The organism is Nocardioides sp. (assembly GCF_030149505.1).
Classification (GTDB): domain Bacteria; phylum Actinomycetota; class Actinomycetes; order Propionibacteriales; family Nocardioidaceae; genus Nocardioides.
In genome coordinates this window covers 13,512-26,220 of the sequence record NZ_JASBRN010000033.1, presented here as the reverse complement: position 1 = coordinate 26,220, position 12,709 = coordinate 13,512, and the positions used below count along the sequence as shown (strand labels likewise).

Genomic DNA, 12,709 nt, shown 5'->3' with positions numbered 1-12,709 from the left:
GGCCTACCGACCGCCGCCGAAGTCGTGGCCCCAGTAGGAGACTGCGGTCGACTCGCGCGCGACCCACGACCGGTCCTCGACCCGCAGGCCGTCGGTGCCGAACTCGACGTCGAAGCCTGCGGGGCTCTTGACGTAGAAGGAGACCATCTCGTCGTTCATGTGCCGGCCCAGCGTCGCCGAGAGCGGGGCACCGTGCTTGCGCACCCGCTCGAGCGCGCGACCCACGTCGTCGAGCTCGTCGACCTCGAGCATGATGTGGACGCACTTGGCCGGGTTCGGCATCGGCAGGAAGGCCAGCGAGTGGTGGCGCGGGTTGACGCCCAGGAAGCGCAGCCACACCTTCGAGCCGGGCTCCTTGCCGACGAACTCGCCCGGCATGCTCATGGAGTCGCGCAGCCGGAAGCCCAGCACGTCGGTGTAGAAGCGCAGGGCCTCCACGTCGTCGGTGACCGGCAGCACGATGTGACCCATCCCCTGGTCGCCGGTGACGAACTTCGCGGCGTACGGCGTCACGACGGGACGGGCCTCGTAGGTGATGCCGTGGAACAGCTCGAAGACGTTGTCGAAGGGGTCGGTGAACCGGACCAGCTCCTGCACGCGGCGCTCGTCCAGCTCCTCCTTCGTGCCCTCGACGAAGTCCACGCCCGCCTTCTGCAGGTGCTCGCGGCACTCCTGGAGGGCCCGGTGGTCGGCCACCTCCCACCCGACGCAGTCGAGCTGGTCGACCTCGCCCGGCACGACCACGAGCCGCGCCGACACCTCGTCGATGCGGTAGTAGAGGTGGCCGGGCGTCGGGCCGCGACCCTCGGCGAGGCCGAGGACCTTGCCGGCGAAGGTGCGCCACTGGTCGAGGTCGGTGCTGGAGACCCGGACGTAGCCCATGGACTTGATGTCGATCATCGGTGCGCCCCTCCCGAGGCGGAGACTGCGGTCAGCGGGTGCGCTCGACGTGGCGCGCGAGGAAGGCGGTCGCCACCTCGCGGAACTCCTCGGCGGCCTCGATCTGCGCCCAGTGGCCGCAGTTGGGGAAGACGTGGAGCTGGGCGCGCGGGATGGTCTTGAGGGCCACCATCGCGCCGTCGAGCGGGTTGACGCGGTCCTCGCGCCCCCAGGTGAGCAGGGTGTGCTTGCGCAGGCGGTGCGCCTCGCGCCAGAGCATGCCGTCCTCAGCGGTCTCCGGGTTCCAGAAGGACATGCCCATGGAGCGCATGGCCTCCTGGGCACCCGGGGCCGTGGCGTCGGCGAAGCGGGCCTCGACCAGTTCGTCGGTGACCAGGGACTGGTCCACGACCATGCAGGAGATGAAGGCGCGCAGCTTCTCGCGGGTCGGCTCCGCGCCGAAGTCCATGAGTCGCTGGACGCCCTCGGTGGGGTCGGCGTGGAAGAGGTTGAGCGAGAGCCCGCCCGGTCCCATCAGCACCAGCCGGCCGACCCGCTCGGGGTGGGACAGCGCCAGTCGCATCGCCGTACCGCCGCCCAGGCTGTTGCCGAGCAGGTGCACCTTCTCGATGCCGAGCTGGTCGAGCAGCGCCACGACGGCGTCGGCGGAGAAGCGGTAGTAGTTGCCCACCACCGGCGGCTTGTCGGAGGCGCCGAACCCGGGCTGGTCGACCAGCAGGGTGCGGAACTCCTCGGCGAAGCCCGGCAGCGCCGGCCCGAAGTTGGACCAGGACGAGGCCCCGGGGCCGCCGCCGTGCAGCATCACGAGCGGCAGGCGCTCGGCCTTGCCGGCGTCGTCGCCCCGGGCGTCGGCCTCGTAGTAGGCCAGGGAGAGGTCACCCGCCGCCTCGGTCTTCACCGCGACGGTGCGGCGGGTGTCCTCCTTGGTGAAGGTCATGTGATCAGTACATCCCCGGGTCGATCTTGTGCCCGAACTCGTGGGCGCCGAACATCTGCAGGGCGCGCTCGGGGTCGTTGGCCGCGTGCACCCGACCGGCGTGGGCGTCGCGCCACGCACGCTGGAGGTAGGTGCCCTTGGTCAGGGCCCGGCCGCCGGAGGCCTCGAACAGCGAGTCGATGGCCTCGATGGCGCGCTGCGAGCCGATGACCTGGTCGCGGCGGACCTTGAGCCGGGTCTTGAGCGGGATCTTCTCGCCCTTGGCGACGTAGTCCTGCTCCTCGCGGATGTTGTTGACCAGCAGGGCCCAGGCGGCGTCGATCTCGCTCGAGGCACGGGCGATGCGCACGGCGGCGAACGGGTCGAGGCTGGCCTTCTCACCGAGGTAGGCGGCGCGGGTGCGCTTCTGCTGCATCTCGATGTGCTCCTCGTAGGCGCCCATCGCCATGCCGATGATCGGCGTGGTGATGGTGCCCGTGAAGATCGAGTGGAAGGGCAGCTTGTAGAGGTCGGAGGTGTTCTGCTCCTGGCCCGGGCCGCGGCACTGGCCGGTCTCGCCCATGGAGAGGGTGAAGGCCTCGGGGATGAAGACGTCCTCGACCAGGATGTCGTTGGAGCCGGTGCCGGCGAGGCCGACCATGTTCCAGACGTCGATGATCGTGTACTTGTCGCGCGGGACCATGAACGTCTTGAAGTCGACGATCTGGCCCTCCTCGGTGAAGACGAGCCCACCGAGCAGCACCCACTGGCAGTGGTCGGCACCGGAGGAGAAGCTCCACTTGCCGCTGAGGATGTAACCGCCCTCGGTCACCGTCGCCTTGCCCGTGGGGGCGTAGGAGGAGGAGAGGCGGGTCTTGGTGTCCTCGCCCCAGACGGCCTGCTGGGCCTCGTCGGCGAACAGGGCGACCTGCCACGGGTGCACGCCGACCACGCTGGAGACCCAGCCGGTCGAGCCGCAGGCGCTCGCGATGTCGCGGACCGCGGTGTAGAAGTCCACCGGGTCGGACTCGAAGCCGTCGAACCGCTTGGGCTGGAGCAGCTGGAAGAAGCCGGTCTCCTCCAGCTCCTTGATGTTGGACTCCGGCACAACACGGAGTGCCTCGGTCTCCTCGGCTCGCTCCCGGAAGGTCGGGAGCAGGTCGCGGACGCCGTCGAGGACTGCCTGGGACATCGCACAACTCCTGGGTCGGTGGAACCTGTTGCACCAAGACTAGAACACGTTCCAGTTTTGGCCAAGGACATCGGGGGTGAGAGGTGTCTCAGGCGTTGGCGGCCTGCTTGTCCTGCTCGGCCTTGAGCAGCAGGGCGATGTCGATGAGCTGGTCCTCCTGGCCGCCGATGAGCTTGCGGCGCCCGGCCTCGAGCAGGATCTTCGCGCCCGAGACGCCGTAGCGCTCGGCGGCGTTGCCGGCGTGCTTGAGGAAGGAGGAGTAGACCCCGGCGTAGCCCATCATCAGGGTCATCCGGTTGAGCTCGCACTCCTCCGGCATCGCGGGCTTGATGACGTCCTCACTCGCGTCGACGATCTGGAGGAAGTCCACGCCGGTGCGCCAACCGAGCTTGTCGCAGACGCCGATGAACGCCTCGAGGGGCGTGTTGCCGGCACCGGCGCCGAAGCGGCGGACCGACCCGTCGATCTGGGTCGCACCCGCGCGGGCGGCCGCGACGGTGTTGGCGACACCGAGGGCGAGGTTCTCGTGACCGTGGAACCCGACGTCGGCCTGGTCACCGATCTCCGCCACCACGGCAGCGACCCGGTCGGCGGTCTGCTCCATGATCAGCGCACCGGCGGAGTCCACGACGTAGACGCACTGGCAGCCGGCGTCGACCATGATCCGCGCCTGCTTGGCGAGCACCTCGGGGGCCTGGGTGTGGGACATCATGAGGAACCCGACGGTCTCCAGGCCCAGCTCGCGCGCGAGCCCGAAGTGCTGGATCGAGGTGTCGGCCTCGGTGCAGTGCGTGGCGATCCGGCAGATCTGGCCGCCGTTGTCCTGCGCAGCCCGGATGTCGTCCTTGGTGCCGACCCCGGGGAGCATGAGGAACGCGATCTTGGCGCGCTTCGCGGTCTCCGCGGCGATCCGGATGAGCTCCTGCTCGGGGGTGCGGGAGAAGCCGTAGTTGAACGAGGAGCCGCCCAGGCCGTCGCCGTGGGTCACCTCGATCACCGGGATGCCCGAGGAGTCGAGTGCCTCGACGATGTCGTGGACCTCGGTCGCGGTGAACTGGTGGCGCTTGTGGTGCGACCCGTCGCGCAGGCAGGTGTCGGTCAGCCGCAGGTCGATCTCGCCGAACGGCTCGGTGCCGTGGGTGCCGGACCAGGTGCGGGTGAGGGTGTTCAGGTCGTTCACTTCGTGCCTCCGGCCAGGATCGAGCGGGCGATGTTGTCGCCGACGCGGGCGGCCGCGGCGGTCATGATGTCGAGGTTGCCGGCGTACGGCGGCAGGAAGTCGCCCGCGCCCTCGACCTCCACGAAGATCGAGACCTTCAGCGCCCCGCGGGTGGCGGCCGACGGCTCGTCGAGCTGCGGCTCCTGCAGCAGGCGGTAGCCCGGCACGTACTCCTGCACGGCCTTCTCCATCGCGTGCACCGAGGCGATGATCGCGTCCCGGTCGGCGTCGGGGTCGGCGGCGCAGAAGATCGTGTCGCGCATGATCATCGGCGGCTCCGCCGGGTTGAGGATGATGATCGCCTTGCCCTCGGTCGCGCCGCCGATGTCGCGCACCCCGGCCGAGGTGGTGCGGGTGAACTCGTCGATGTTGGCGCGCGTGCCGGGCCCTGCGGACATCGAGGACACCGAGGCGACGATCTCGGCGTACGACACCGGCGCGACGCGGGAGACCGCCGCGACCATCGGGATCGTGGCCTGCCCGCCGCAGGTGATCATGTTGACGTTCATCGCGTCCACGTGGGTCTCGCCGTTGACCGGCGGGATCACTGCGGGGCCGATGGCGGCGGGCGTCAGGTCGACCGCCCGGATGCCGGCCTCCTCGTAGCGAGGGGCGTACTCACGGTGCACGTAGGCCGAGGTCGCCTCGAAGATCAGGTCCGGCAGCACGTCCTGCTTCAGCAGCCAGTCCACGCCCTCGTGGCTGGCCTCCAGGCCCTGGGCCGCAGCCAGCTTGAGCCCCTCGGAGGCCGGGTCGACGCCGATCATCCAGCGCGGCTCGACCACCTCCGAGCGCATGAGCTTGTACATCAGGTCCGTGCCGATGTTCCCCGGTCCGACGATCGCCGCCGTCAGCTTGTTCTCGGTCATGGGTCTCCCTGGTTCTTCGTGCGAGCGGTGGGTCAGCGGGTCTGGTCGGTGCGGTCAGTCGGCGAAGGTGACGGCCAGGGGCGCGAAGCCGCTGATCGTGGCGACCACCCGGTCGCCGGGGGCGAACGGCACGAACGGGCCGAGCGCGCCGGAGAGCACGAGGTGGCCCTTGCGCAGCGGGTCGCCGAAGCGGGCGGCCTGCACCGCGAGCCAGCGCAGCGCCTCGAGCGGGTCCCCGAGGCAGGCCGCGCCGTTGCCGCTCGAGCGGACCTCGTCGTCGATGGCGAGCGTCATGTCCACGTCGCGGGGCTCGAGCTCGGCCAGCGTGCGGGCGTCGCGGCCCACGACGTACAGACCGCTCGAGGCGCAGTCGGCGACGGTGTCGGTGAAGCCGATGTCCCAGCCGGAGATGCGGGAATCGACGATCTCCAACGAGGGCAGCGCCACCTCGACGGACTCGCGGACCGCCTCGAGGGTGATGTCGTCGGGGCTGCCCGGGTCGATGTCCTGGGAGAGCACGAAGGCGACCTCGGCCTCGACCCGGGGCTGGAGCAGCCCGGCCATCGAGATCGGGTCGTGCGCGCTGACGTCCATGTCGTCGAGGAGGTAGCCGAAGTCGGGCTGGTCCACCCCGAGCTGGTCCTGGACCGCCTTCGAGGTGGCCCCGATCTTGCGACCCACCACGACCGCGCCCGAGGCGAGGCGACGCTCGACCACGCCCCTCTGCACGGCGTACGCCGCGTCGAGGTCCTCGGTCCCGATCAGGTCCCGGACGGGGGCACAGGGGGTGCGGGTCTCCTGGGCCCGGACCAGGCGCTCACTGGCGGCGCGGATCCGGTCGGCAACAGCATCGCTGGACGTCACGCCTGGATACTAGAACCTGTTACAGTTTCGCGCCATGACGGGTACCCAGGAAACCCCCCTGCCGACCGAGGTCGACGTGGTCGTCGTGGGCGCCGGCGCGGCCGGGATGAGCGCGGCCCTGCGGGCCGCCGCCCACGGCCTCGACACCGTGCTGCTGGAGAAGAGCGACTACTTCGGCGGGTCCACCGCCCGCAGCGGCGGCGGCGTCTGGATCCCCGACAACTACGCCCTGCGTGCGGCCGGCGAGTCCGACGGCATCGAGGACGCCAAGACCTACCTCGACGCGATCGTCGGCGACGTGGTCCCCAAGCAGCGCCGCGACACCTACCTCGAGCGCGGGCCCGAGGTCATGGACTTCATCCGCGACCACTCCCCCGTGCGCTTCCGCTGGGTGCCGGAGTACGCCGACTACCAGCCCGAGCAGCCGGGCGGCCGGGCCCGCGGGCGCTCGGTCGAGCCGGACCCGATCGACGGGCGCATCATCGGCGCCGAGCTCGAGCGCCTGCACCCGCAGTACACCAAGGCCCCGGCCAACATGGTGGTGCTGCAGCGCGACTTCCGGAAGATCAGCCTGGGCCTGCGCACCCTCGGCGGCCCGATCACGATGCTGCGCGTCCTGCTGCGACGCACGCTGGCGGGCATCCGGCGCCAGCGGCTCTTCGGCATGGGCAACGCCATCGCCATCGGCCTGCGCAAGGGCCTCATGGACGCCGGCGTCCCGGTCGTCCACGGCGCCGAGCTCACCGAGCTGCTCCTCGAGGACGGCCGGGTGGCCGGTGTCGTCGTGACCCGCGACGGCGCCTCGCAGACGGTCCGCGCACGGCGCGGCGTGGTCATCGGCTCCGGCGGCTTCGAGCGCAACCTGGAGATGCGCGAGAAGTACCAGCCCAAGCCCACCTCGGTCGAGTGGACCACCGGCTCGCAGTTCAACACCGGCGGCGGCATCCTGGCCGGGATCGCGGCCGGTGCCGAGGTCGGTCTGATGGACGACTCCTGGTGGGGCCCGACGATCCCGCTGCCGAACGGCCCGTGGTTCTGCCTCGCGGAGCGCAACCTGCCCGGCTCGATCATCGTCAACCAGGCGGGCAAGCGCTACATGAACGAGGCGCTGCCCTACGTCGAGGCCACCCACAAGATCTACGAGGGCGAGGTCACCGGTGTGGGCCACGTGCCGAGCTGGATGATCATCGACACCCGCTACCGCAACCGCTACCTCTTCGCCGGCCTCTTCCCGCGCCAGCCCTTCCCCGGTCGCTGGTACAAGCACGGCACGATCAAGAAGGCCTCCACGATCGCCGGGCTGGCCGAGGAGATCGGCGTCCCCGCCGCCGAGCTCGAGGCCACCGTCGAGCGGTTCAACGGCTTCGCCCGCACCGGTGTCGACGCCGACTTCGGCCGCGGCGAGTCGGCCTACGACAAGTACTACTCCGACCCCAAGGTCAAGCCGAACCCCTCCCTCGGCGTGATCGACCAGGGCCCGTTCTACGCGGTCAAGATCGTCCCGGGCGACCTCGGCACCAAGGGCGGCCTGGTCACCGACGAGCACGCCCGCGTGCTGCGCGCCGACGGCTCCCCCATCCCCGGCCTGTACGCCGCCGGCAACGCCTCCTCCGCCGTCATGGGCCACACCTACCCCGGCCCCGGCGGCACGATCGGCCCCGCGCTGGTCTTCGGCTACCTGGCCGCGGACGACATCGCGGCGTCCGCGACCTCTCCGGCCGCCGTCCCGATCGAGAGCGAGACCGCCTGATGCCCATCGACCCGTCCGTCGCCGTCGGCTCCCCCGTCGGGGAGACGACCTTCTCCTGGACCGAGAGCGACGTCCTGCTCTACCACCTCGGGATCGGGGCCGGTTCGAAGCCGGGCGACAACCTCTCGCCCGACGCGCTGCGCTACACCCTCGACGGCCCCGCGCTGCAGGTGCTGCCGTCCTTCGGGGTCGTCGCGCCCACGTTCCACATGACCGACCCGCCGCCGCTGGACCTGCCGGGCTGCGACATCAACCTCGCGCAGGTCGTCCACGGCGCACAGTCGATCTCCCTGTCGGCGCCGCTGCCCACCTCGGGCACCGCCACGATCCGCACGACGCTCACCGACGTGTGGGACAAGGGCAAGGCCGCGGTCATCTGGCAGGAGGGCGTCGCGACGTCGCCGGCCGGTGAGGAGCTGTGGAGGGTCCGCTCCTCGATCTTCGTCAAGGGCGAGGGCGGCTGGGGCGGCGACCGCGGCACCAGCACCGCGGTCGAGGTGCCGGACCGCGCGCCGGACTGCGAGACGTCGTACGCCGTCACGCCGCAGCAGGCGCTGCTCTACCGCCTCTGTGGAGACCGCAACCCGCTGCACGCCGACCCCGACTTCGCCAAGGCCGCCGGCTTCCCGGCGCCGATCCTGCACGGGCTGTGCTCCTACGGGATCGTGCTGCGCGAGCTCACCGACGCGCTCCTGGGCGGGGACGCCACGCGGGTCTCGGGCTTCGGCGCGCGCTTCGCCGGCGTCGTGTTCCCGGGCGAGACGATCCGGGTGCAGGGCTGGCACGAGGACGGGCGGATCGTCGCCTTGGCCACCATCGCCGGTGGCGAGCGCGACGGCTCGCCGGTGCTGGCCGACTGCGCCGTCGACCTGGCCTGACGCGCACGGGATGTCATACGGGCGGGACGTGCACTCCCGCGGGCCGTATGACGTCCCCGACCGGGCTAACAGGACGTCATACGGTCGGGACGTCCGCCCCCACGGAACGTATGACGTCCGCTGGCGGACACGTCAGGGTCGGCGCGCCAGGACGTAGAGGCGGCGGGCCGTCTCACCGCGGCCGCTCAGCGGTCCGCGCACGAACCACTCGACGTCGGTGAGGCCGGCGGCCGCCACGAGCGCGAGGACCGCGTCCGGGTCGCGGTGGACCAGGTCGAGGCCCAGTCCCTCCACGCCGTGCCACTCGTTGATCCGACGTACGTCGTCACCGGCCTGCATCGCGAGCACCAGCAGGCCGCCCGGCACCAGCGGACGCACCAGGGCCTCCAGGGCGCCGGGCAGCTCGGAGTCGGCGAGGTGGATGAGGGAGTACCACGCGAGCACCGCGCCCCAGCCGGCCGCGGACTCGGGGCGCATGAGCCGGCGCAGGTCGCCGACGTCGTACCGCCCCTGCGGGTAGCGGCGCCGTGCCTGCTCGACCATCTCCGGGGTCAGGTCGAGCCCGCGGGCGTCGGCGCCCAGGGCGGCGAGGTGGGCCGTGACGTGGCCCGGCCCGCAGCCGACCTCGACGACCGGGCCGTCGGCCTCGGCGGCGACCCGCTCCAGCAGCCAGCGCTCGAACGGCAGGTGGTCGAGCTCGCCGGTGAGCGTCTCGGCGTAGACCTCGGCGACGGCGGCGTACGTCGCACGGACCCGCTCGTCGCGCGCCTCGGGCGAGTCGGCGATCGGCGCCTCGCGGTCGACCTGCGCGGCGGGCGTCGGGTCGGGCGTGCCGCTCGGGCCGAGGAGGTGGACCCAGCGGTGGTCACGGTCACCGGGGCGCCGGTCGAGCTGGCGCACGAGGCCGCGCTCGGCCATGCCGACGAGGCAGGACTCGGCGTCGTCGCGACCGTCGAAGGCGTGCAGCCGCTCGGTCCGCGTCCGCAGCTCGCCGGGGGCCTGCGGGCCGCGCAGCAGCAGCACGGTGAGCAGCGCCCGCTCGTCGTCCTCGAGGTCGAGCACGTCGGTGAGGACCTGGTGGTACTTCAGCGTGCGCCGGCCGGTGTCGGACCACACGATGCGCAGCACGCCCTTGTCCTTGAGCCCCTTGGCGGTCTGCTCGACCTCCTGCTCGGCCAGGTCCATGACCGGCTCGCGGCTGGAGGTCTGGTTGCACGCGGTGCGCAGCGCACTGAGCGTGAGCGGGTACGACGCCGGCACCGTCACCTGCTTCTCCAGCAGGCTGCCGAGGACGCGCTGCTCGGTCGGGGTCAGCTGGAGGTCGGGTGCGAGGTCGGCCACGGCCCGACCCTAGCCACCGGGGTGGACGATGAGAGGGTCCTCGGGTGAGCAACCAGAGCGACCAGATCCTCGTCGGCGACGGCGACCCCGACCTGGACCAGCGGCTCTCCGACGAGCTCGACGCGGTGAACGCCGCGGCCACGGCCGGCACCGACGCCGCCCGGGAGCTGACCGTCCAGCAGCACGACGCCGACGGCCTCGTGGGCGGCCTGAGCGGCTGGACGTGGGGCGTCGCCGCGGGCATCGGCATGACGTGGGTCCGCGCGGACCGGCGCGGCGACGGGACCGGATCGCGGCTGCTCGAGGCCTTCGAGGCCGAGGCCCGCGCGCGGGGCTGCACGCACGTCTTCACGACGTCGTTCACGTTCCAGGCGCCGGGGTTCTACGAGCGGCACGGGTACGTCGAGCTGTTCCGCTGGCAGGACCTGCCGGTCGTCGGCGCGGCCGACGTGCACCTGCGCAAGGAGCTCGTCTAGAGCGTGGTGACGTGGCCGCGGTCGGGGTCCCAGCGCCGCACCTCGGTGAGACGCAGCTCGATCTCGGGGCTGCCGACGACCTCGAGCGCGCGCGTCAGGTCCGCGCGCGGGACCCGGCGGGCCAGCGTCACGTGCGGCAGCCACCCGCGGTGCGCCCGGTCGGGCACCTGCACGCGCACGGCGAGCACGCGGCGCACGACGTCGTCGTCGAGGTCGACCCCCAGCGCGACGGTGACCTTCTCCCCGCCGAGCAGCAGGAGCCCGCGGGCGGTGGCCGTCACCGGCAGCATCCCGCGCAGCCGCGCCCGCGCCACGTCGATGGCTGCGTCCGGCAGGTCCTCGGCCTCGACCACCGTCACGTGCGGCTGGTTGCTCGCGCCGGTGTGGTCGGCCTGGCTCGGCAGGCCCGCCCCGCGCAGCGCGTCCCACAGCGCGCGGACCGCCGCCCGGCCGGCGTCGTCGGGGACCAGCTCGAGGGAGTGCAGCTTCGGCATCGGGCCAGCCTGCCAGGCGCGAGCCCGACTCAGGCGTAGAGGTAGCCCGGCAGCACCAGCCCGAGGAGCGCCATGACCCCGGACAGCAGGAGCAACCAGTACGGGCCGGTCTGCGCGGGGTCCGGCGAGTCGATCATGCGGAAGCCTCGCCACACGCCGACGACGGCCAGCGCCAGCGCCGGCAGACCGAGCGCCGGGCCGATCCAGAACAGCTCCTGGTCGGAGGTGGCGGCCAGCCGCCCGTAGAGCACGGTCGTGACCAGGCACAGGGGGAGGAGGCCCGCGGAGATCCTGACCAGCCGCCAGAACAGGAGGCGACGTTTCACCGGGCTCCAGTCCTCGACCGAGTCCGGATCCTCGAGCCACGATCGGTCAGTCATGGTGTGCTGCCCCGGAGCCGAGCAGCGAGCGCGTGAGCGCCTCGGTGTCGGACTGCAGCTCTGCGTTGGCCGCCACCAGGTCGTCATCGCCGGGCGCGTGACCGGCCAGCGCGGCGTTGAGCACCGTGCGGCGCACCAGCTCCTTGGCGTACGACGCGGTCGTGCCCGCCGACTCACGAGCGACCTGGGCGACGGCAGCGTCGCCGAGCTCGAGGGTCGGTCCGTACAGCCGGACGAGACGAGCCCGCGCCGTCTCGTCGGGCAGCGGGACCTCGACGGCAAGGTCGACGCGGCCGGGTCGCTGCGCCAGCGCCTTCTCGAGCGCCTCGGCCCGGTTGGTGGTGAGGAGGAAGACGATGTCGGCGTCCTCGTCCAGCCCGTCCATCGCGTCGAGCAGGGAGAAGAGCAGCGGCGAGGGTCCGCCGCCGTAGTGGTGGTCACGGTCCTCCGCGATGAGGTCGCAGTCCTCGATCACGACGATCGCCGGCTGGTGCGCCCGGGCGATCTGGGCGGCTGCGCCCACGTGCGCCATCTGCGTCCCGGTCAGCAGCACCACCGTCGCGTCGGCCGCGGCGCCCACCAGGTGCCGGACGGTGTGGGTCTTGCCGGTGCCGGGTGGCCCGTAGAGCAGGATGCCGCGCTTGAGGTGCTGCCCCTGCTCGCGCAGCCGGTCGCGGTGCTCGGCCAGGCCGATCACGTGGGCCCGCACCTGCTCCAGCGTCCCGGCGGGCAGGACCACCCGGTCGACGGGGACGTCGGGACGGTGGTGGAACGTCAGCTCGGCCATGGCCCGCTCGTAGGGATTGCCCCCGAAGCTGACCACCTGCCCGCGCAGGACGCTGCGACGCATCGCCTCCTCGCGGAGCTCGGCCAGGAACGCCGTGGCGGCCTCGGGCTGGGTGGCCAGCACCTCCAGGCGCGAGGACGAGCCGTACTGCGGGTTGCCGACCCGTTGCACGACCACCAGGGGTGCACCGTGGTGCCGGAAGAGGTGCAGACCGAAGCCGACCGTCGCCCGCTCGGAGTCCGGGCCGGTCGCGACGTTGAGGCGGTCGACCTGGCCGGAGCGGAACCGACCCCACTCGGCCTGGGCCATCAGGTCGCCCAGCGAGTTGTGGTGGCGTTGCTCTCCGCCGCCGACGCCCATCAGCCGGGCATCCGGGTCGCGGGAGGTCAGGGCCTCCATCGCCAGGTCGGTGTCTGCCCAGCGGTGGCTGGCGACGGGCTCAACGACGACGGGCAGCTGGTCGGCGTCGATCCCGAGGTGCGTGTCCAGGATCGGCATCAGGTCGTCCCCACGTCGACCCGCTTCCGGCTCCTCCTTGAGCAGTTGCTTGACCAGCCGCTGCAGCGCACGTCGCAGGCCGTCGTCGTCCAGGGCTCCCGAGCCGTCCGAGGTCATGACCCGAACCTAGCCCGAGCGGCTCCTG

At 71.9% G+C, this 12,709-nt stretch carries 13 protein-coding genes; 3 read left to right on the top strand and 10 right to left on the bottom strand.

Annotated features, from left to right (window positions below):
- Positions 1–3 precede the first annotated feature (3 nt).
- From hsaC to Q1V71_RS06120, 6 genes are all read right to left on the bottom strand, one after another.
- Entirely contained in the window at positions 4–900 is an 897-nt protein-coding gene (gene hsaC / locus Q1V71_RS06145; protein WP_300641746.1) for an iron-dependent extradiol dioxygenase HsaC, read from the bottom strand.
- 31 nt (positions 901–931) lie between these two features.
- Positions 932–1,837 (bottom strand): 4,5:9,10-diseco-3-hydroxy-5,9,17-trioxoandrosta-1(10),2-diene-4-oate hydrolase, encoded by a 906-nt coding sequence (gene hsaD, locus Q1V71_RS06140; protein ID WP_300641744.1) that lies wholly within the window; start codon positions 1,835–1,837, stop codon positions 932–934.
- A 4-nt stretch (positions 1,838–1,841) separates the two neighbouring features.
- A complete protein-coding gene (gene hsaA, locus Q1V71_RS06135; RefSeq protein ID WP_300641742.1) occupies positions 1,842–3,008 on the bottom strand; it encodes a 3-hydroxy-9,10-secoandrosta-1,3,5(10)-triene-9,17-dione monooxygenase oxygenase subunit in 1,167 nt (388 codons plus the stop codon).
- Between the two features lie 88 nt (positions 3,009–3,096).
- Positions 3,097–4,188 carry a 4-hydroxy-2-oxovalerate aldolase gene (dmpG, locus tag Q1V71_RS06130; protein WP_300641741.1) on the bottom strand — a complete coding sequence of 364 codons (1,092 nt, stop codon included), beginning with the start codon at positions 4,186–4,188 and terminating at the stop codon, positions 3,097–3,099.
- Positions 4,185–5,096 (bottom strand): acetaldehyde dehydrogenase (acetylating), encoded by a 912-nt coding sequence (locus Q1V71_RS06125; RefSeq protein ID WP_300641739.1) that lies wholly within the window; start codon positions 5,094–5,096, stop codon positions 4,185–4,187. Before Q1V71_RS06125 ends, dmpG begins: the two co-directional genes overlap by 4 nt.
- A 54-nt stretch (positions 5,097–5,150) precedes the next feature.
- Positions 5,151–5,960: a fumarylacetoacetate hydrolase family protein gene (locus tag Q1V71_RS06120; RefSeq protein ID WP_300641737.1), complete on the bottom strand. Its 810-nt coding sequence runs from the start codon at positions 5,958–5,960 to the stop codon at positions 5,151–5,153.
- A 34-nt stretch (positions 5,961–5,994) separates the two neighbouring features.
- Between Q1V71_RS06120 and kstD the strand changes: the two genes are divergently transcribed.
- A complete protein-coding gene (gene kstD, locus Q1V71_RS06115) occupies positions 5,995–7,710 on the top strand; it encodes a 3-oxosteroid 1-dehydrogenase (protein ID WP_300641735.1) in 1,716 nt (571 codons plus the stop codon).
- Complete coding sequence (locus Q1V71_RS06110; protein WP_300641733.1) at positions 7,710–8,588, top strand: MaoC/PaaZ C-terminal domain-containing protein; 879 nt, start codon at positions 7,710–7,712, stop codon at positions 8,586–8,588. Before kstD ends, Q1V71_RS06110 begins: the two co-directional genes overlap by 1 nt.
- Positions 8,589–8,720: 132 nt before the next feature.
- On the opposite strand, the gene Q1V71_RS06105 is transcribed toward Q1V71_RS06110, so the two are convergent.
- Positions 8,721–9,929, bottom strand: coding sequence for a DUF480 domain-containing protein (locus Q1V71_RS06105; RefSeq protein ID WP_300641731.1), 1,209 nt, complete (start codon positions 9,927–9,929; stop codon positions 8,721–8,723).
- 44 nt (positions 9,930–9,973) lie between these two features.
- Between Q1V71_RS06105 and Q1V71_RS06100 the strand changes: the two genes are divergently transcribed.
- Positions 9,974–10,405: a GNAT family N-acetyltransferase gene (locus Q1V71_RS06100; protein ID WP_300641729.1), complete on the top strand. Its 432-nt coding sequence runs from the start codon at positions 9,974–9,976 to the stop codon at positions 10,403–10,405.
- Here Q1V71_RS06100 and Q1V71_RS06095 read toward each other — a convergent pair.
- The 3 genes from Q1V71_RS06095 to Q1V71_RS06085 are packed head-to-tail and all read right to left on the bottom strand — an operon-like array spanning position 10,402 to position 12,681.
- Entirely contained in the window at positions 10,402–10,899 is a 498-nt protein-coding gene (locus tag Q1V71_RS06095) for a 2'-5' RNA ligase family protein (protein WP_300641727.1), read from the bottom strand. The two genes, Q1V71_RS06100 and Q1V71_RS06095, sit on opposite strands and share 4 nt — an antisense overlap.
- A 29-nt stretch (positions 10,900–10,928) precedes the next feature.
- On the bottom strand, positions 10,929–11,279 hold the full coding sequence (locus Q1V71_RS06090) for a hypothetical protein (RefSeq protein WP_300641726.1): 351 nt from the start codon (positions 11,277–11,279) through the stop codon (positions 10,929–10,931).
- Positions 11,272–12,681 (bottom strand): AAA family ATPase, encoded by a 1,410-nt coding sequence (locus Q1V71_RS06085; RefSeq protein WP_300641724.1) that lies wholly within the window; start codon positions 12,679–12,681, stop codon positions 11,272–11,274. Before Q1V71_RS06085 ends, Q1V71_RS06090 begins: the two co-directional genes overlap by 8 nt.
- Positions 12,682–12,709: the final 28 nt, after the last annotated feature.

Coding starts and splice junctions, on each gene's coding strand:
- hsaC (WP_300641746.1), bottom strand. CDS start 900: ATGATCGACATCAAGTCCATGGGCTACGTCCGGGTCTCCAGCACCGAC.
- hsaD (WP_300641744.1), bottom strand. CDS start 1,837: ATGACCTTCACCAAGGAGGACACCCGCCGCACCGTCGCGGTGAAGACC.
- hsaA (WP_300641742.1), bottom strand. CDS start 3,008: ATGTCCCAGGCAGTCCTCGACGGCGTCCGCGACCTGCTCCCGACCTTC.
- Q1V71_RS06125 (WP_300641739.1), bottom strand. CDS start 5,096: ATGACCGAGAACAAGCTGACGGCGGCGATCGTCGGACCGGGGAACATC.
- kstD (WP_300641735.1), top strand. CDS start 5,995: ATGACGGGTACCCAGGAAACCCCCCTGCCGACCGAGGTCGACGTGGTC.
- Q1V71_RS06110 (WP_300641733.1), top strand. CDS start 7,710: ATGCCCATCGACCCGTCCGTCGCCGTCGGCTCCCCCGTCGGGGAGACG.
- Q1V71_RS06095 (WP_300641727.1), bottom strand. CDS start 10,899: ATGCCGAAGCTGCACTCCCTCGAGCTGGTCCCCGACGACGCCGGCCGG.
- Q1V71_RS06090 (WP_300641726.1), bottom strand. CDS start 11,279: ATGACTGACCGATCGTGGCTCGAGGATCCGGACTCGGTCGAGGACTGG.
- Q1V71_RS06085 (WP_300641724.1), bottom strand. CDS start 12,681: ATGACCTCGGACGGCTCGGGAGCCCTGGACGACGACGGCCTGCGACGT.